The organism is Rathayibacter rhapontici (assembly GCF_001995175.1).
Lineage (GTDB): Bacteria > Actinomycetota > Actinomycetes > Actinomycetales > Microbacteriaceae > Rathayibacter.
In genome coordinates this window covers 1-17,876 of record NZ_MUKN01000026.1, presented here as the reverse complement: position 1 = coordinate 17,876, position 17,876 = coordinate 1, and the positions used below count along the sequence as shown (strand labels likewise).

Here is a 17,876-nt window from a genome sequence, read left to right as displayed (position 1 = left end):
CTAGGCGGAGCGCCGGCTGGCGATCGACGTCACGTTCGACGTCGGCAGCTGAGCCGCGATCCATGCATCGACGTCTTCGCGACGCCAGCGCAGGTACTTCCCGACCTTGAAGGCCGGAGGGAGCGCGTCGGGGTTCCGGTTGCGCATCTGGTAGACGGTCGCCTCGTCGATCTGCAGCTCGCCGGCCAGGTCGGAGACGGTCAGGTGGACGGCCATCAGGCCACCGCCTGCACGTTCCGGACCTGCTCGGCGAGCGATTCGGTCGGCACGACCTCGAAGGCCTCGCCGATCCCGAGCCCGAAGGTGTCCACCATCGCGACGATGAACGCCGCGGAAGGCTGGGACCCCTCGTCGACCCTGCGGAGGGTCGCCCGGTTCACGCCCATGAGGCGCGCCTGGTGCTCCTCGGTGGGGATCTCGCGAAGCTCTCGGAGCCTCTTGAGCAATCCCGGCTTGATCCGGAGCGTGCTTGCCATTCGGTCCTCCTCGTTGCGGTTCCGCGTTGTGGTGTCGCAAGTATGCGACGCTGTGACGCACAGATGCAACACCAACGGGGGGCGTTGTTGCACAAGTGTTAGTCAAGATTCGCGGAATTACGCGGATACATGGCTTGCGGATGTTGCAAAGTTGCGACATGCTCGCAGTGTGAATGACGCGCTTCGGGAACACATCGAACATCTGGCCGGGACGAAGAGTCTCCGATCGGTCGCCCTCGCCGCCGGGATGCACCCGAGCACCCTCGTCCGTCAGCTCGACGGCGAAGTGAAGGTCGGGACGGTCGTCGCCATCTGCCGCGCGTACGGTGCGCCGATCCTCCCCGCGTTCGTCGCCGCCGGCTTCATCACCAGCGACGAGGCAGAGCGCACCTCGACCGAGGCCGCTCTCCGCGACGCCTCCGACCGGCAGCTCGCCGAAGAGATCCTGCGTCGCGTCATCGAGGCGGAGAGGGAACACCCCGAGCTGACCGAACCGCTCGACGACGACCAGGTCGACGAAGCGGTCGAGAAGTCCAACATCCGTCGGCTGAATGTCGGAGGTCGACCCGACACTCTCACCGACGAAGAGATCGCAGAGCGCTACGGCGATCGCATCGCAGCAGACACGTCAGACCCCGAGCAGGACCTCGACCACAGGACGCCATGACGCACAGCCCAGCCGCCTATGACCCGTACGAACACGCGGAGCGGCTGGGCATCCCGGTCCTCCACGGGCGGATCCGCTCGGCGAACGGCCTCTGGATCCCCGAGGAGCGCGTCATCATCCTGAAGCGCGGGCTCCGCTCCTGGCACGAACGCCAGACCCTCGCCCACGAGCTCGGCCATGTCTGCCTCGGTCACTGCGAGACCACGCCGCGGATCGAGCGCCTCGCCGACCGGTGGGCGGCCCGGAAGCTCATCGCTCCCGACCACCTCGCCGACGTCGCCCGCATGAGCCCCGACCCCGGCGTCTGGGCTCTCGAGCTCGGCGTCACCGACCACCTCCTCGAGCTCTACCTCCGAGACCACCGCGCCGCCTAGGAGGCCCGCATGCCACGTCCGCCGCTACCGATCGGCTCGAACGGGATCGTCACCGTCACCCCCGCAGCGAAGGCCAAGGGGCCCTGGGTCGCTCGCACTCGGTTCCGGGACTACGACGGCGTCACTCGCACCGTCGAGCGCAAGAGTGCGCAGAGCGCCGGGAACGCGCGCGACCTCCTCGCCCGCGCGCTCCTCGAGCGGCGCGCGCCGGGCGGCGACGACCTCACCGCCGAGACCCGCATGAAGGCCGCGGGGGAGAAGTGGTGGGCGGACGAGATCGACGGGCAGCGCGCGACGACCACCGAGCGCCGCTATCGGCAGACGCTCGCGCACATCGACCAGGGCGTCGGCGGCCTCCGACTCCGCGAGATGACCACCGCCCGCTGCGACACGTTCCTCCGCACTCTCGCGCGGACCCGCGGCCCCGCGACCGCGAAGCAGGCGAAGAGCGTCCTCTCCGGCATCCTCGGCATGGCCGCCCGCCTCGACGCGATCCCCGCGAACCCCATCCGCGACGTCGGCGCCATCCGGCAGATCACCCCCGAGGTCCGCGCGCTCACCCTCGACGAGCTCCGCGCGTTCCGGACCGCGCTCGCGGGCGACCGGCGCAGCGTCCTCGGGGACGTCGTCGGCCCCGTCGACTTCATGGTCGGGACGGGTGCGCGCGTCGGTGAGGTGTTCGCGCTCCGATGGGCCGACGTCGACCTCGACGCGGCGACTCCGACCGCGACGATCAACGGGACGACCCTCTGGACGAAGGGCTCCGGCATGACGATCCAGACGCACCCGAAGTCCGCGACGTCCCGCCGGCGGCTGCTGCTCCCCGACTTCGTCGTCGAGATGCTCGCGGCGCGCGACCACGACGCCGAGCTGGTGTTCCCGTCGCTGTTCCTGACCCGGTCGACGGTCCGCGATCCGAACAACTTCCGGAAGCAGCTGCGCCGGTTCACCGAGGGCACGGACTGGGAGTGGGTGACGCCGCACACGTTCCGCAAGTCGGTCGCGACGCTCGTCGAGGACCTCGGCGAGGCGTCCCGGCAGCTCGGCCACGCGGGCACCGACATCACCGAGCGGCACTACCGCGTGCGAACGCACGAAGGCCCCGACCTCCGTGCACGCCTGCAGCTGGTGGCAGGGTGACGGAGGCCGGGGCGCTCATCGTTTACTCGACGAAAACAGGGCCACGAACGGCCATCAACGGCCAGACAGCGCGAGTCAGCGCCGCGCATCCGGCCCGGTCAGCGCCAGGAATCGGCACTCAGCATCAGCCAACGCAAGGCATCGGGTCGGATTCTCTTGGTCGCAGGTTCGATTCCTGCCGGGGGCACGTCGACGCCGGGTCCGCGCGCACGGCGTCGATCGATCCGCTCGCCGCCTCCCGGTCAGGAGGACGTCGTCGCGCTCGCGCGCACCGGGTCGCGCGGGCGGGAAGTGCAGAGCCGCGCTTTCCTTTTTTCCCCACGCCGCGACCTGAAAGGGTGGCAAACGGGGCTTTTCTGGCCTAACACACTGCCCATTTCTGGGCAACATCGGCGTGTTTCCAAGTTTTGAGCGCTGTGCTCGCCTTTCGGCACCTAGTCTGGGGGTGTCCGGAATTACAACGACGTAACGAACGGAGGTACGACCATGCTGCTCCTCGCTCTTCTCGCTGGAATCGCGGTTGCGTGGACGATCATTGCGGCGCCCCTCGCCGTACTGGTCGGCCGGGTTGCGCGTGCACGTGACGCGCACATCTGAGACGTGTGATCTACACCAAGGAGAAGGCCCCGACCGCTGATGCGATCGGGGCCTTCTCCGCGTGAGGGGCTCGGCTCACTCGACCGGGCGGGCGGCGTGAGCGGTGCGGGCGTCGTCGGACTGCTCGCCCTCGGCCTCGGCCGACGGAGCGGGCGCTGCCGCCTGATCGTGCTCGACCGGGGGGAGCTCCTCGACCGGACGCTCCCGCGACGGCACCTCGAGGCGGTCGACGTCGTCCAGAAGCTGGCGCGTTTCGTCGTGTCCATCGTTCTCGGAGGCGGCCGGCAGGACGATCGTCGGAGTCGAGGACGGACGCTGGTAGTCGCTCGAACCCTCCGATGCACCGACGACGACGGGAGCGGGGGTCGCCGGGCGCTCGGGCTCCCGGGTCGGCGTCGTCGTCCGCGCGGGTGCCGCCTCGGCCGGGACGGGCTTCGTCTCGGGGCGGGAGGTCTCCGAGAAGCGCCAGCGCTCGAGGTCGGCGAGGAACGCCTTGCGAGCGCGCCCGGGCTTGTCGCGCCAGAGCACGAGGCGGTCGCGGAACTCGCCGACGCTCGCCTGGGTCTGGTAGCCGCCGGTCGCCGAGGAGTGCTTCAGGTCGGCGAGCTCGTGCGCGGCCCAGTTCGCCGCGACTCCTGAGCCCTTCACCGGCAGCAGGCGCAGGTGCGTCTCGGCCTGCGCGGAAGCGCGGTCGCTCAGGATGCGCTCGGTCTGGCTGAGCACGTTCCAAGCGGAGGCGTCGACTGCCGCGTCGATCAGCGTCGCGATCACGGCGTTCTTGCGCTCGTGATCCTGCTGCCTGATCAGGCGCGCGATCGCGGACCGGAACACGGCGGCCGTGATGACCACTCCGATCACCACCGAGAGCAGGACGACCACCGCCAGGAACACCGCCCGGTAGCCGTCCGCCGTCTGGATCCATTGCACGAAATCGCTCCACCACTGCATGTGCCGAACGTTAGCCCGACGGCGCGGCGACGGGAGATCGGCACGCCGACCTCCCGGTGATCGGTGCGTCAGGCGACGCGGAAGACCTCGATCGCGTCGTCGACGCTCCAGAACTCGCCGAGCTGGGCACCCGCGGGCATCCCGGCCCGCAGGAGGCGAGCGCGGTACTTCTCGCCCTGCGGGTCGTCAACCAGCTCGATGTGGCCGACGACGGCTCCGGAGGCGGTGCTCACGCGCCAGAGCCGCCCGTTCACCCGGGTCAGCCTCGGGGGAGTGCGGGTCGCGTGCAGAGTGGACAGGGACATCGGTTCCTCCTGCTCGGATCGGGGAGCACCCACCGGCCAGGGTGCTCTCGCAGACTACGAGCGACCACCGACATCCCCGTCGGCTCCGCGGGCTCAGCGCAGAGCGGTCCCGTGCACGGCGAACTCCTCGATCGCCGTCGTCTCGGCCTCGGTCAGCGGGCCGGCGTCGAGAGCCGCCACGTTCTGCTCGAGCTGGGCGACGCTCGAGGCGCCGATCACCGCGCTGGTGACGGTCGGAACGCGCAGGACCCAGCTCAGCGCGAGCTGCGCGAGCGTCTGGCCGCGACCCTCCGCGATCGCGTTCAGCCCGCGCGCACGGGCGAGGTAGTCCTCGTCGATCCGGTCGGAGGAGAGGAAGCGCGAGGTCGCGGCGCGCGATCCGTCCGGAACGGTCCCGTCGAGGTAGCGGTCGGTCAGCAGCCCCTGGGCGAGCGGCGAGAACACGATGCAGCCGGTCCCGAGCTCGTCGAGGACGGGGAAGAGCCCGTCCTCGATGTGGCGGTCGAACATCGAGTACCGGGGCTGGTGGATGAGCAGCGGCACTCCCGTGGACGCCAGGGCGGCCTGGGCGGCGCGGGTCTGCTCGGGGTCGTAGTTCGAGACGCCGACGTACAGCGCCTTGCCCTGCTGGACCGCGGAGGCGAGTGCTCCCATGGTCTCCTCGATGGGCGTCTCGGGATCGGGGCGGTGCGAGTAGAAGACGTCGACGTAGTCGACACCGAGCCGCTCGAGGCTCTGGTCGAGGGAGGAGAGGAGGTACTTGCGGGACCCGCCGTCGCCGTACGGTCCCGGCCACATGTCGTAGCCGGCCTTCGACGAGATCACGATCTCGTCGCGGTAGGCGCGGAAGTCCTCGGCGAAGATCCGGCCGAAGGCGGTCTCGGCCGCGCCGTAGGGCGGTCCGTAGTTGTTGGCGAGATCGAAGTGGGTGATCCCCAGGTCGAAGGCGCGGCGCAGGATCGCGCGCTGGGTGTCGAGGGGGCGGTCGGATCCGAAGTTGTGCCAGAGGCCGAGGGAGAGCGCGGGAAGCTTCAGCCCACTCCGTCCCACTCGTCGGTAGTCCATGCGGTCGTAGCGGTCGGGGGCTGCGTCGTAGCTCACTCCTGGACTCTATGCCAGCGGCCCTCCGCCACGGAATGCCGCGGGCTCGGACGGTGTTGACTCAGTCGACGCGCCCGGCACCCCGAGTGCGTCGCCGCGACAGGAAGTGAGTCACACGCACATGCGCACATTCGTACTCGCCGGGGGATGCTTCTGGTGCCTCGACGCCGTCTACCGCGTCCTCGACGGCGTGAGCGACGTCGTCTCCGGCTACACCGGCGGATCCACCGTCGACCCCGACTACGAGGACGTCTGCACGGGACGCACCGGCCACGCCGAGGCCGTCGCCGTGACGTTCGATCCCGACGTGATCCCGGAGCAGGTGATCCTCGACGTCTTCTTCACACTCCACGACCCCCGTCAGCTCAACCGGCAGGGCAACGACGTCGGCACGCAGTACCGCTCGGCCATGTACTACTCCACCGATGAGGAGAAGGAGCTCTTCGAGGCGGCCCGCGACCGCGCCTCGGAGTGGTGGGACGGCTCGATCGTCACCGAGATCTCGCCCCTCGGCGTGTACTACCCGGCCGAGGACTACCACCAGGACTTCTTCGCGAAGAACCCGGGTCAGGGCTACTGCCTCGCGGTCGCACTGCCCAAGGTGAACAAGATCCGGAAGTCCTACTCGAAGTACATCACCGCCTCCTAGGCGTCCTCCCCAGGCGCCGATGACGCCGGTCGTCCCCAGAAGGGCCCGCCTCCACTCCGGAGGCGGGCCCTTCGTCACGACACTGTCCTCACGGCACCCGGGTGGTACCAGCCCCCTCCGCCCGGGTGCCGCTCCGGCCGCGATCGCGGCCATCGACGAGAGGACACGACCATGACCGACACCCTCACCCTCATCGGAGTCATCGGCACCGATCCGCGGAGCATCGACACCGCGAACGGCAGCACGATGGCGAGCTTCCGACTCGCCTCGGCGCAGCGCCGCTACGACCGCGCCGAGCAGCGCTGGGTCGACGGCTCCACCAACTGGTACACCGTGAACGCCTTCAACGGGCTCGCGGGCAACGCTCTCGCCTCCCTCGCCCGCGGCGACCGGGTGATCGTGACCGGGCGGCTCGCGGTGCGCTCGTGGGAGAGCGGAGGCAAGTCCGGCACCGACGTCGCACTGACCGCGGAGGGCATCGGCCACGATCTCGCTTGGGGGACCACCCGCTACACGAAGACCGTCGGCCGGTCGGCGCCGGTGGCGGCCCCCACTGCACCCGAGGCGTGGAGCGAGGAGCCGCAGAAGGCCCTCGACGCACCGGCGACGGGGGACTGGGGCGCGGTGACGTCGCCGCTCGAGCCCTCGTTAGAATCGGTCGACACCCCGTTCTGACGCGGGTGTCCGGCGCGAGAGCCGCGTCCGCCGGAAGGAGTCGAGTGAGCACACGGACCGCGGTCGACGAGCGCCTGCTCCGCACCGCCCCCCGCCTGGCCGCCCTGCTCGCCGGTCCCGTGCTCGCCGCCGGGCTGCTCGCCGGGTGCACCGCTCCCGCCGCTCCCGAGACCACCGCATCGTCCCCCGCCGCCGAGCCCACGGCCGGCGCTCCGGCAGCGCCCGCTGAGGCCGCCCTCGTCCCCGGCGGCTCCGCAGACGAGAACCTGCCCTACTTCGAGCAGGTGATCAGCGGAGTCGTCGCCGCGGATGCGGAGGCGCCCGGCCTCAGCGTCGTCGACGCCCTGGTCGCCGGCGGCTTCCCGAGGGAGTCGATGCAGCTGACGGCCGACGAGACGTCGATCGGGCTCGACGCCGACACCGTCCTCGTCTCGGTGAAGGTCGGCGAGTCGTGCCTGCTCGGCCAGTACGGAGCCAAGAGCGACGGCGTGCACGCCGTGGTCGCCGCGCCGATCGCCACCGGCGCGTGCCTGGTCGGCCGGACCGTCCCGCTCGAGGGCTGATCCCGCGCCCTCCCAGCCGGTACCCTGGAGGCGGCCCCCGGCCTCCGATCCGTCTGCGCGAACCGCGCCGCGATCGACGGAGGCCGTCATCCGGCCGAGGGTCTCCCGGTCATCGGGGAGGGCCCGTCGGAACGCGGGGCTCCGAGAACGTACGAGCGGTTGAGGGACTGAAGTGGCTGAATACATTTACTCGATGGTGCGCGCCCGCAAGGCGGTCGGCGACAAGCTGATCCTGGACGACGTCACGATGTCGTTCCTGCCCGGCGCCAAGATCGGCGTGGTCGGCCCGAACGGCGCCGGCAAGTCGACGATCCTCAAGATCATGGCCGGGCTCGACACCCCGAGCAACGGCGAGGCGCGGCTGAGCCCGGGCTACTCCGTCGGCATCCTGATGCAGGAGCCCGAGCTCGACGAGACCAAGACGGTGCTCGAGAACGTCCAGGAGGGCGTGGGCGAGATCAAGGGCAAGATCGACCGCTTCAACGAGATCTCCCTCGCGATGGCCGATCCCGACGCCGACTTCGACTCGCTGCTCGCCGAGATGGGCACCCTGCAGGAGGCCATCGACGCCGCCGACGCGTGGGATCTCGACTCCCAGCTCGAGCAGGCGATGGACGCTCTGCGCACGCCCCCGGGCGACTCCCTCGTGACGAACCTGTCGGGCGGTGAGAAGCGCCGCGTCGCGCTGACCAAGCTCCTCCTGCAGAAGCCCGACCTGCTGCTGCTCGACGAGCCCACCAACCACCTGGACGCCGAGAGCGTGCTCTGGCTCGAGCAGTTCCTCTCGAAGTACCCCGGCGCCGTCCTCGCCGTCACCCACGACCGGTACTTCCTCGACAACGTCGCGGAGTGGATCGCCGAGGTCGACCGCGGACACCTCTACCCCTACGAGGGCAACTACTCGACCTACCTCGAGAAGAAGCGCGCCCGACTGGAGGTCCAGGGCAAGAAGGACGCGAAGCTCGCCAAGCGCCTGACCACCGAGCTCGAGTGGGTGCGCAGCAACGCCAAGGGCCGTCAGGCCAAGTCCAAGGCCCGCCTCGCCCGCTACGAGGAGATGGCCGCCGAGGCCGAGAAGACGCGCGTGCTCGACTTCGAGGAGATCGTGATCCCGGTGGGTCCCCGCCTCGGAGCCCAGGTCATCGATGCGAAGAAGCTGCACAAGTCGTTCGGCGAGCGCGTGCTCATCGAGGACCTCAGCTTCACGCTCCCGCGCAACGGCATCGTCGGCGTCATCGGCCCGAACGGCGTCGGCAAGACCACGCTGTTCAAGACGATCGTCGGCTTCGAGCCGCTCGACGGCGGTGACCTCAAGATCGGCGAGACGGTCGACATCTCCTACGTCGACCAGAGCCGCGGCGGCATCGACCCGAACAAGAACCTCTGGGAGGTCGTCTCGGACGGGCACGACTACATCCAGGTCGGGAAGACCGAGATCCCGTCGCGCGCGTACGTCTCGCAGTTCGGCTTCAAGGGCCCGGACCAGCAGAAGAAGGCGGGAGTGCTCTCCGGTGGAGAGCGCAACCGCCTCAACCTCGCGCTGACGCTCAAGCAGGGCGGCAACCTCCTGCTGCTCGACGAGCCCACCAACGACCTGGACGTCGAGACGCTCGGCAGCCTCGAGAACGCGCTGCTCGAGTTCCCCGGCTGCGCCGTCGTGATCACCCACGACCGGTGGTTCCTCGACCGGATCGCGACGCACATCCTGTCCTACGAGGGCACCGAGGAGGACCCGGCGAACTGGTACTGGTTCGAGGGCAACTTCGAGGCGTACGAGGAGAACAAGATCGAGCGCCTCGGCCCCGACGCGGCGAAGCCGCACCGCTCCGCCTACCGCAAGCTGACGCGCGACTGATGCGCCTGCACGTCGCCATCCCGCTGCGCTGGTCGGACTTCGACGCCTACGCGCACGTCAACAACGCCGAGATGCTGCGTCTGCTCGAGGAGGCGCGCATCCAGGCGTTCTGGCGGCCCGATTCGCCGGGCGCAGCGGGCATGGCGACGGCGGTTCTGGACGCGCGACCGGGCGCCCCCACGATCAGCCTGATCGCACGGCAGGAGATCGAGTACCTCGCCCCGATCCCGTACATGCGGGCGCCGATCGACATCGAGATGTGGATCGGGCGGATCGGCGGCGCCAGCCTCGAGATCTGCTACGAGCTGTACTCGCCCGTCGGCGTCGAGCCGCGGATCCTGTACACCAAGGCGGCGACCACGCTCGTCATGGTGACCGCCGCCACCGGACGGCCCGAGCGGATCCCGGACGAGCTCCGCGAGGTGTGGGCGCCGTACGTCGACGAACCGGTGCGGTTCGCGAAACGCGGCTGACGGGGCGCGTCCCGCTCAGTGCAGCGGGACGCGCACCATGCCCTCCTGCGCGACACTGGCGACCAGCCGTCCGTCGCGCGAGTAGATGCGGCCGAGCGAGAGTCCGCGGCCGCCCGAGGCGCTCGGCGCCTCCTGGACGTAGAGCAGCCACTCGTCGACCCGCGCCGGACGGTGCCACCACATCGCGTGGTCGAGGCTCGCGATCCGCAGACCCGGCGTGGTCCACGCCGCACCGTGCCGGCGCAGCGTCGACTCGAGGATCGTGTAGTCGCTCGCGTAGGCGAGAGCCGCGCGGTGCAGCATCGGATCGTCGGGCAGGGTGCCGAGCGCGCGCATCCAGACGCTCTGGTGCGCCCTCCGGTCGGGGTCTGCACGGAGGTAGACGGGCTGCTCCACGTGCCGCACGTCGAACGGCCGCTGGGTCGCCCAGAAGCTGCCGACCGGGTGGTCCACCCCGGCGAGGATCTCGGCCGTGCTGGGCAGCGACTCCGGATCGGGAACACCCACCGGCATCGGCGTCTGGTGGTCCAGGCCCTCGTCCTCTGTCTGGAACGACGCGATCATCGACAGGATCGGCGCGCCGTTCTGGTACGCCTGGGTGCGCCGGGTGCAGAACGACCGGCCGTCGTGGATCCGATCGACCGAGAACGTGATCGGGAGCTCCACGTCGCCCGGGCGGAGGAAGTAGCCGTGCATCGAGTGCACGCTGCGGCCCTCGACCGTGCGGCCCGCCGCGATCAGCGACTGCGCGAGCACCTGGCCGCCGAACACGCGCCCCTCCGGCATCCACTGCGACGGCCCCGTGAAGATGTCCTCGCTGGTCCGCGCCCCCGTGTCGGTCAGATCGAGCGCGGTGAGGAACGAGGACAGGGGATCGGACACGGTACCTCCGGGATGTCGGCCGATCGGGCGAGCGGCTCGGGGTAAGTTTATCGATGCGATGAATGCGTCCTTCTCCCTCGCGGATCCGCCCAGCCTCTCGGATCTGAGGGTCTTCCTCGGCCGGTCCGCCCGCGTCGACGACGGCGCGGTCCGACTGGTCGCCGACGACCACGTCCTGGCCACCTACACCGCGATCCTGCAGCCGCGGGGGATCCTCGACCGCTCCGCGACCGTGCTCGGACTCCGCGTCTTCGCGCTCGATCAGCCGGCCGCGTTCGACCGGGTGATCCCGATCCGCGCACTCAACGACCGTCTGGCCCGCCTGCAGTGGGAGCCGGGAGGAGCCGACGGGAAGCCCGTCGTCCTCCCCGACGGCGATGACGCCACGGCCGGCGCCTGGGCGGGCATCGCGCCTCCGCGCGGAGGCTGGGCCCGCCGAGAGCCGGTGGACCCCGCCTTCCTCGAGAAGGTCGCCCGCGACGGGATCGACGAGATCGCGGCGGCGGTCGGCTCGGCGACCGGGGAGCAGATCGTCGGACGGGTCCGCTCCTCGGTCTGGGGCCGGCCCCTCGACGGTCTCGAGGACGTGCCGGCAGGAGCCGCCTTCGCCCTCTTCGCGCTCGGCTTCCTCGGAGCGGACGACCCGGTCGCGCTCCTGGAGAGCGGTCCGTGGCGCCGCCTCACGTCGCGACGGGGCCACGTCCTCGTCCGCACCCCCGCCTGACTACTCCTCGAAGGTGTTGACCATGGCGTGCGCGGCACGCTCGAGGTAGTCCCAGAGCAGGGCGTCGTCGGCGGACGCCAGCTCGAGCTCGTCGACGGCGACGCGCATGTGCTGCAGCCAGTGGTCGCGGGCCGCCGGATTCACGCGGAACGGCTGGTGGCGCATCCGCAGTCGCGGGTGCCCGCGCTCCTGGCTGTACGTGCCCGGGCCGCCCCAGTACTGCTCGAGGAAGCCGGTCAGTCGTTGGATCGCCCCTTCGAGGTCGTCCTCGGGGTACATCGGCCAGAGCACCTCGTCCTCGCGCACCCCTTCGTAGAAGCGGCGCACGAGCCGCTCGAACGTCGGCCGGCCGCCGATGTGCTCCCAGAAGCTCCGGAGCGGCGGGGTGCCGCCGATCTGCAGTCCGCTCACGAGCGGGGTCCTTCCGTCGGGGGAGTCGAGTCGCCGTCGCGGGGACGGGAGCGGAGGGCCCGGGGCAGCCGCACGGGCTTCCCGTGCTCGGTGGTGACGGTCGGGGACGGCGTGGTGCGCGGCGGCTTGGCTCCTCCGACGCTGGTCGCCCCCTCGAACCCGCTCAGCACGACCGCGTTGAGCGAGGGCAGCTTGACGTCGAGCGCATCGAGGGCCCGCTTCAGACGCAGGCGCAGCTCGCGCGCGACGTCGTCCTTCGCGGTCGTGCGGGTCTTGATCACCAGGCGGACGACGAGGGCGTCGTCCGCGATCGACTCCAGGCCCCAGAGCTCGGGCTTGTCGATGATGCGCGCCCGCCAGCGGCTGCTGCCGGCGAGCTCGGTCGCGGTGGCGAGGACGGTGCTCTGCACCTGCTCGAGATCGGTCTCGTACGGCACGGCGAGGTCGATGATCACGCGCGACCAGCCCTGCGACATGTTGCCGACCCGGGTGATCTCTCCGTTGCGGACGAACCACAGCGTGCCGTTGACGTCGCGGATCTGCGTGATGCGGACCCCCACCGCCTCGACGACCCCCGTGGCCTGCCCGGTGTCGACGACGTCGCCCACGCCCAGCTGGTCCTCCGCGACCATGAACAGGCCGTTGAGGACGTCCTTCACGATGTTCTGGGCGCCGAAACCGAGACCTGCGCCGAGTGCCGCGGTCAGCAGGGCGAAGGAGCCGATCAGCGTGCTGTCGATCGTGTTGACGACCATCACGAGCGCGATGACGACGATCAGGATCGAGCTGATGTTGTTCAGGATCGACCCGAGGGTCCGGGTGCGCTGGACCACGCGGACGGCGGCGAGCGGCGACGCCGCGATCGACTGCGTGTCCTCGACGCGCTGGCGCCGCTTGACGCCCGAGACGATCTGATCGACCACGCGGCCGACGAGGAAGTGCGCGATGACCCGGGCGATCAGGGCGCCGAGCACGATCGCGAGGACCGCGACGCTCTTCCAGAACACCGGGGTGTCGAAGAACGAGATGGTGGCGGAGACGGGATTCGGGGTGGAGGTCTCGAAGAGCAGCATGACCCCACCAGGCTACGGGACGCCTTCCTCCCCGTCCGGTGTGCGCGGACGGCTCCTGGGTGCGCGCGGGGTGTATAGATTCGGGAGGAGGGCCGCGAGGCGGTCCGCCACCGAGGGAAGGACCTCCCGTTGCTGCACTCGACACGGACGCCCGCCGACAAGCGCCGACTCTTCCGCGAACGGCTCGCCACGGGCGAGCTGCTGCAGCTGCCGGGCGCGTTCACTCCGCTCTCGGCACGGCTGATCGAGGCCAAGGGCTTCGACGGAGTGTACGTCTCGGGCGCCGTGCTCTCGGCCGAGCTGGGCCTCCCGGACATCGGCCTCACCACGCTCTCGGAGGTCGCGGGTCGCGGTCAGCAGATCGCGCGGATGACCGACCTGCCCGTCCTGGTCGACGCGGACACCGGCTTCGGCGAGCCCCTGAACGTCGCGCGCACCGTCCAGATGCTGGAGGACGCGGGAGTGGCGGGCCTGCACATCGAGGACCAGGTCAACCCGAAGCGGTGCGGCCACCTCGACGGCAAGGCCGTGGTCGACGAGAGCACCTCGGTCCGCCGCATCGCCGCGGCGGTCGACGCGCGACGCGATCCGGACCTCCTCGTCATGGCGCGGACCGACATCCGGGCCCTCGAGGGTCTGCAGGCCGCGATCGACCGCGCGAAGCGGCTCGTGGACGCGGGAGCGGACGCGATCTTCCCCGAGGCGATGCGCGACCTGAGCGAGTTCGAGGCGGTGCGCGCCGCGGTCGACGTGCCGGTGCTCGCCAACATGACCGAGTTCGGCAAGAGCGAGCTGTTCACGACGCAGCAGCTGGCGGACGTCGGCGTGAACATCGTCATCTACCCCGTCTCGCTCCTGCGCATCGCGATGGGCGCGGCGATGCGGGCCCTCGACGGCCTGAAGGCCGAGGGCTCGCTCCGCTCGGAGGTGCCGGGCATGCAGACGCGCGCCGAGCTGTACGAGCTGCTCGACTACGAGTCCTACGGCCGCTTCGACGAGGGCGTCTTCGACTTCAGCCTCGCCGACCACCACGGCGCCTGAGCGCCCGCACTCCCCGGTGCGGTGCCGCACCGGGTCCGTCTCGCGAAGGAGCGATGCATGAGCACGACGAGTCAGGACATCAGGAAGGGCCTCGCGGGGGTCGTCGTCGACACCACGTCGATCTCGAAGGTCGACCCGGAGTCGAACTCCCTGCTCTACCGCGGATACCCGGTCCAGGAGCTCGCGTCGCAGTGCTCGTTCGAGGACGTGGCCTGGCTGCTCTGGCACGGCGAGCTCCCGACGGCGGAGGAGGCGGCGGAGCTGTCCGGCGTCGAGCGCGCCCACCGCGCTCTGGACCCGGCCGTGCGGTCCGTGATCGACCTGCTGCCGTTGACGGCTCATCCGATGGACGTCGTCCGGACCGCCGTCAGCGTCCTCGGCGCCCTCGATCCCGAGCCGGGAGCGGACGCGCCGGGGGAGGTGCTCGCGCGCTCGGTGCGGCTCTGGGCCGCACTGCCCGCCGTCGTCTCCTACGCGCAGCGACGGCGGCGCGGCCAGGAGCCGATCGCGCCGCGGGACGACCTCGACTACTCCGAGAACTTCCTCTGGACCACCTTCGGCGAGGTGCCCGACCCGGTCGTCGTCGACGCCTTCCGCGTCTCGCTGATCCTGTACGCCGAGCACTCGTTCAACGCCTCGACCTTCACCGCGCGGGTCGTCACGTCCACGCTGTCCGACGTCTACTCGGCCGTGACCGCGGCGGTCGGCGCCCTCAAGGGGCCGCTGCACGGAGGCGCGAACGAGGCCGTCCTGCACGTCTTCGACGAGATCGGCCTCGGTCCCGACGCCTCCGAGCGCTCGCGGACGTGGCTCGCGGAGGCGCTGGCCGCCAAACGGAAGATCATGGGCTTCGGCCACCGCGTCTACAAGTCGGGCGACTCGCGGGTGCCGACGATGGACGCGGCGATGCGGCGCCTGGCCGAGCACGCGGGGCGGCCGGACGTCGTGGAGCTGTCGGACGCGCTCGCCGAGGCGATGGCGGAGCGCACGGGGATCCTGCCGAACCTCGACTACCCCTCCGGACCGGCCTACCGGCTGATGGGCTTCGACACGGAGGTCTTCACTCCGCTGTTCGTCGCGGCGCGCGTCGTGGGCTGGACGGCGCACGTGATCGAGCAGCGCTCGGCGAACGCGCTCATCCGGCCCCTGTCGCAGTACGACGGAGTCGCTCGACGGCCGGTCCCCGAGCGCTAGGGACGACGGAGGGGGCGCCGGATCACTCCGACGCCCCCTCCGAGACGGATCAGCGGGCCGATCAGCGCGCGTCGCGCTCCTGGGCGCGCAGGGCGCGCTCCACACCCGCCAGGTTCTCGATCACGAGACGGCGCAGCGCGGGCACCTCCGGGTTCGCGTCCAGCCACTCGCGGGTCGCCGCGACGATCTCCGGAGACGGGGCGGCCGCCGGGTAGAAGCCGACGACGAGGTACTCGGCGATCTTGTAGCTCTTCGAGTCCCACAGCTCGCGCAGAGCGCAGAAGTAGACCGGCACCATCGCGTCGAGCAGCTGCGGGTCGCTCGTGCGCTGGAAGCCCAGGCCGGTCGAGCGCACGATCGTGTTCGGCGCGGAGTCGTCGGCCGTCACCGACTCCCAGGCCGCGCGCTTCGCCTCGGCGGTCGGGATCGCGGCGCGGGCCTGCGCCGCCGACTGCTGCCCGGTGGCCGTGGTGTCGGCGGCGAGAGCGGAGTCGATCTCCTCGGTGCCGGCCCGGCCGCCCGCGACGAGCGCGATCAGCAGCTCCCAGGCGAGGTCCGTGTCGATCTCGAGGCCCTTGAGCGAGGTCGATCCGCTGCGCAGCGCCTCGAGGGCGTCGAGGTGCTCGGGCGTCGACGCGACGGCGGCGAAGAACTTCACGAACTGGAACTGCGCGTCGCTGCCCGCCTCCGCCTCCTCGGCCAGGGTGCGCAGCCGGTCGCCGACCTGAGCGACGGTCTCGGAGCGGTGCTCCGGAGCGACGTACTGGGTCGCGGTGGTGACCAGCTGGCCCAGCACCGTGCGGAGCGTGGTCGACTCGGTCTCGGTGGCGATGTTGCCCAGCACGAGGCGGACGAAGTCGCGCGGCGCCGACTCGGCGTCCCGCGTCGCGTCCCAGGCCGAGCCCCAGACGAGCGAGCGCGCCAGCGGGCTCTCGATGCTCGCGAGGTGCTCGATCGCGACGGCGAGCGAGGCGTCGTCGAGGCGGATCTTGGCGTACGCCAGGTCGTCGTCGTTGAGCAGCACGAGCGCCGGGCGGGTGCGGCCGATCAGCTCGGGCACCTCCGTCCGCTCGCCGTCGACGTCGAGCTCGAGCCGGTCGACCCGCACCAGCCGGTCGCCCTCGAAGTCGTAGAGGCCGATCGCGAGGCGGTGCGGACGGATCGTCGGGTACTCCTCGACGGCGCTCTGCAGGATCGCGAAGGAGGCGATGGAGCCCGACTCGTCGACCGCGATCTCAGGGCGCAGGGTGTTCACTCCGGCCGTCTCGAGCCACTGCGCCGACCACTCGGTCAGGTCGCGGCCGCTCGTGGCCTCCAACTCGACGAGGAGGTCGCTCAGCTCGGTGTTTGAGAAGGCGTGCTTGACGAAGTACTCGTGGACGCCCGCGAGGAATTCCTTCTCGCCGACCCAGGCCACCAGCTGCTTCAGGACCGAGGCGCCCTTGGCGTAGGTGATGCCGTCGAAGTTGACCTGGACGTCCTCGAGGTCGTTGATCGTCGCGACGATCGGGTGCGTCGACGGGAGCTGGTCCTGGCGGTACGCCCAGCTCTTCTCCATCGCGGCGAAGGTCGTCCACGCCTCGGTCCACTCTGTCGCCTCGGCGGTGGCCAGGGTGGACGCGTACTCGGCGAACGACTCGTTCAGCCAGAGGTCGTTCCACCACTTCATGGTCACGAGGTCGCCGAACCACATGTGCGCGAGCTCGTGCAGGATCGTGACGACCCGGCGCTCCTTGATCGCGTCGGTGACCTTCGAGCGGAACACGTAGGTCTCGGTGAAGGTGACCGCTCCCGCGTTCTCCATCGCGCCGGCGTTGAACTCGGGGACGAAGAGCTGGTCGTACTTGTCGAACGGGTACGGGACGCCGAACTTCTCCTCGTAGAACGCGAAGCCCTGCTTGGTCTTCTCGAAGACGTAGTCGGCGTCGAGGTGCGGAGCGAGCGAGGCGCGCGCGAAGACGCCCAGGGGCACGGTGCGGCCGTCGGAGGAGACGAGCGAGTCGCGCTCCACCACGTACGGTCCGGCGATGAGGGCCGTGATGTAGGAGGAGATGCGGGGCGTGGGCTCGAAGCTCCAGGTCGCCACGCCGTCGCCGGCCGGGACCGGCTCCGGGGTCGGCTGGTTCGAGACGACCTGCCAGGCGGCGGGCGCGGTGACCGTGAAGCGGAACTCCGCCTTGAGGTCCGGCTGCTCGAACACCGCGAACACGCGGCGGGAGTCCGGGACCTCGAACTGCGAGTACAGGTAGACCTCGCCGTCGACCGGGTCGACGAAGCGGTGCAGGCCCTCGCCGGTGTTGGTGTACATCGCGTCGGCGACCACCGTCACCTCATTCTCGGCGGCGAGGGAGTCGAGGCGGATGCGCACGCCGTCGGCGACCTCGGCCGCGTCGAGCTCGACGCCGTTCAGCACGACCGAGTGGACGGTGCGCGTGATCGCGTCGAGGAAGGTCGACGCCCCCTCCACCGCGGTGAAGCGCACGGTCGTCGTGCTGAGGAACGTCTCCGCCCCCCGCGTGAGGTCGAGGCTGATGTCGTAGTCGATGACCTGGATCAGCGAAGCGCGCTCCTGCGCTTCGCTCCGGGTGAGGTTGTCTCCTGGCACGGGGTGCTCCATCCGTTCGTCTCGGGCGCGGCCGCCGGGCGCCGGGGTGCGGGCGCCGACGATCAAGCCTAGGGCCGCGCCGCCCGGCCGCACCCGGGCGGCGCCCAGGCGCACCGGGGGGCG

General features: G+C 70.5%; 20 protein-coding genes. 11 read left to right on the top strand and 9 right to left on the bottom strand.

Translation table 11 applies throughout. The features are described 5' to 3' along the window. Both B0T42_RS20005 and B0T42_RS20000 read right to left on the bottom strand, forming a co-directional pair. Window positions 1-216, bottom strand: coding sequence for a helix-turn-helix transcriptional regulator (locus B0T42_RS20005; RefSeq protein WP_158078096.1), 216 nt, complete (start codon window positions 214-216; stop codon window positions 1-3). Then, window positions 216-476 carry a hypothetical protein gene (locus B0T42_RS20000; protein WP_158078095.1) on the bottom strand — a complete coding sequence of 87 codons (261 nt, stop codon included), beginning with the start codon at window positions 474-476 and terminating at the stop codon, window positions 216-218. The genes B0T42_RS20005 and B0T42_RS20000 overlap by 1 nt, the downstream gene beginning before the upstream one ends. Before the next feature lie 169 nt (window positions 477-645). Between B0T42_RS20000 and B0T42_RS09870 the strand changes: the two genes are divergently transcribed. Genes B0T42_RS09870 through B0T42_RS09860 form a run of 3 tightly spaced genes read left to right on the top strand, consistent with a single transcriptional unit; the run spans window position 646 to window position 2,657 of the window. Beyond that, window positions 646-1,143, top strand: coding sequence for a hypothetical protein (locus B0T42_RS09870; protein ID WP_139344470.1), 498 nt, complete (start codon window positions 646-648; stop codon window positions 1,141-1,143). Beyond that, window positions 1,140-1,517: an ImmA/IrrE family metallo-endopeptidase gene (locus B0T42_RS09865; RefSeq protein WP_077223006.1), complete on the top strand. Its 378-nt coding sequence runs from the start codon at window positions 1,140-1,142 to the stop codon at window positions 1,515-1,517. Before B0T42_RS09870 ends, B0T42_RS09865 begins: the two co-directional genes overlap by 4 nt. A gap of 9 nt (window positions 1,518-1,526) precedes the next feature. Next, window positions 1,527-2,657 (top strand): site-specific integrase, encoded by a 1,131-nt coding sequence (locus B0T42_RS09860; RefSeq protein WP_077223005.1) that lies wholly within the window; start codon window positions 1,527-1,529, stop codon window positions 2,655-2,657. 672 nt (window positions 2,658-3,329) lie between these two features. Here the strand turns inward: B0T42_RS09860 and B0T42_RS09855 are convergent. The 3 genes from B0T42_RS09855 to B0T42_RS09845 form a co-directional block, all read right to left on the bottom strand. Beyond that, entirely contained in the window at window positions 3,330-4,202 is an 873-nt protein-coding gene (locus B0T42_RS09855) for a hypothetical protein (RefSeq protein WP_139344469.1), read from the bottom strand. 68 nt (window positions 4,203-4,270) lie between these two features. Next, window positions 4,271-4,507, bottom strand: coding sequence for a hypothetical protein (locus B0T42_RS09850; protein WP_077223003.1), 237 nt, complete (start codon window positions 4,505-4,507; stop codon window positions 4,271-4,273). A 93-nt stretch (window positions 4,508-4,600) separates the two neighbouring features. Further along, window positions 4,601-5,608, bottom strand: a complete 1,008-nt coding sequence (locus B0T42_RS09845) for an aldo/keto reductase (RefSeq protein ID WP_077223002.1) — start codon at window positions 5,606-5,608, stop codon at window positions 4,601-4,603. Between the two features lie 121 nt (window positions 5,609-5,729). Here B0T42_RS09845 and msrA point away from each other — a divergent pair, with 121 nt between their 5' ends. The 5 genes from msrA (at window position 5,730) to B0T42_RS09820 (ending at window position 9,823) form a co-directional block, all read left to right on the top strand. Next, on the top strand, window positions 5,730-6,257 hold the full coding sequence (msrA, locus tag B0T42_RS09840; protein WP_055792452.1) for a peptide-methionine (S)-S-oxide reductase MsrA: 528 nt from the start codon (window positions 5,730-5,732) through the stop codon (window positions 6,255-6,257). A 171-nt stretch (window positions 6,258-6,428) separates the two neighbouring features. Continuing rightward, a complete protein-coding gene (locus tag B0T42_RS09835) occupies window positions 6,429-6,932 on the top strand; it encodes a single-stranded DNA-binding protein (protein ID WP_077223001.1) in 504 nt (167 codons plus the stop codon). A 44-nt stretch (window positions 6,933-6,976) separates the two neighbouring features. Continuing rightward, window positions 6,977-7,495, top strand: coding sequence for a DUF6993 domain-containing protein (locus tag B0T42_RS09830; protein WP_077223000.1), 519 nt, complete (start codon window positions 6,977-6,979; stop codon window positions 7,493-7,495). Window positions 7,496-7,667: 172 nt separating this feature from the next. Further along, window positions 7,668-9,350, top strand: coding sequence for an energy-dependent translational throttle protein EttA (ettA, locus tag B0T42_RS09825; protein ID WP_055792444.1), 1,683 nt, complete (start codon window positions 7,668-7,670; stop codon window positions 9,348-9,350). Beyond that, window positions 9,350-9,823, top strand: a complete 474-nt coding sequence (locus tag B0T42_RS09820; RefSeq protein WP_077222999.1) for an acyl-CoA thioesterase — start codon at window positions 9,350-9,352, stop codon at window positions 9,821-9,823. Before ettA ends, B0T42_RS09820 begins: the two co-directional genes overlap by 1 nt. Window positions 9,824-9,838: 15 nt before the next feature. On the opposite strand, the gene B0T42_RS09815 is transcribed toward B0T42_RS09820, so the two are convergent. After that, on the bottom strand, window positions 9,839-10,705 hold the full coding sequence (locus B0T42_RS09815) for an acyl-CoA thioesterase (RefSeq protein ID WP_236720210.1): 867 nt from the start codon (window positions 10,703-10,705) through the stop codon (window positions 9,839-9,841). 58 nt (window positions 10,706-10,763) lie between these two features. On the opposite strand from B0T42_RS09815, the gene B0T42_RS09810 reads away from it, so the two are divergent. Then, window positions 10,764-11,429 carry a DUF8185 domain-containing protein gene (locus B0T42_RS09810; protein WP_055792438.1) on the top strand — a complete coding sequence of 222 codons (666 nt, stop codon included), beginning with the start codon at window positions 10,764-10,766 and terminating at the stop codon, window positions 11,427-11,429. Here the strand turns inward: B0T42_RS09810 and B0T42_RS09805 are convergent, their stop codons facing one another. Beyond that, on the bottom strand, window positions 11,430-11,840 hold the full coding sequence (locus B0T42_RS09805; protein WP_077222998.1) for a globin: 411 nt from the start codon (window positions 11,838-11,840) through the stop codon (window positions 11,430-11,432). After that, on the bottom strand, window positions 11,837-12,913 hold the full coding sequence (locus B0T42_RS09800) for a mechanosensitive ion channel family protein (protein ID WP_077222997.1): 1,077 nt from the start codon (window positions 12,911-12,913) through the stop codon (window positions 11,837-11,839). Before B0T42_RS09800 ends, B0T42_RS09805 begins: the two co-directional genes overlap by 4 nt. Before the next feature lie 129 nt (window positions 12,914-13,042). On the opposite strand from B0T42_RS09800, the gene prpB reads away from it, so the two are divergent. Both prpB and B0T42_RS09790 read left to right on the top strand, forming a co-directional pair. Next, the gene (prpB, locus tag B0T42_RS09795) at window positions 13,043-13,954 is read left to right on the top strand and encodes a methylisocitrate lyase (protein WP_077222996.1); all 912 of its coding nucleotides are present in this window, start codon (window positions 13,043-13,045) and stop codon (window positions 13,952-13,954) included. Between the two features lie 57 nt (window positions 13,955-14,011). Further along, window positions 14,012-15,148 carry a bifunctional 2-methylcitrate synthase/citrate synthase gene (locus B0T42_RS09790; protein ID WP_077222995.1) on the top strand — a complete coding sequence of 379 codons (1,137 nt, stop codon included), beginning with the start codon at window positions 14,012-14,014 and terminating at the stop codon, window positions 15,146-15,148. A gap of 61 nt (window positions 15,149-15,209) precedes the next feature. Here the strand turns inward: B0T42_RS09790 and pepN are convergent, their stop codons facing one another. Further along, entirely contained in the window at window positions 15,210-17,753 is a 2,544-nt protein-coding gene (gene pepN / locus B0T42_RS09785; protein ID WP_077223060.1) for an aminopeptidase N, read from the bottom strand. Between the last annotated feature and the right edge of the window lie 123 nt (window positions 17,754-17,876).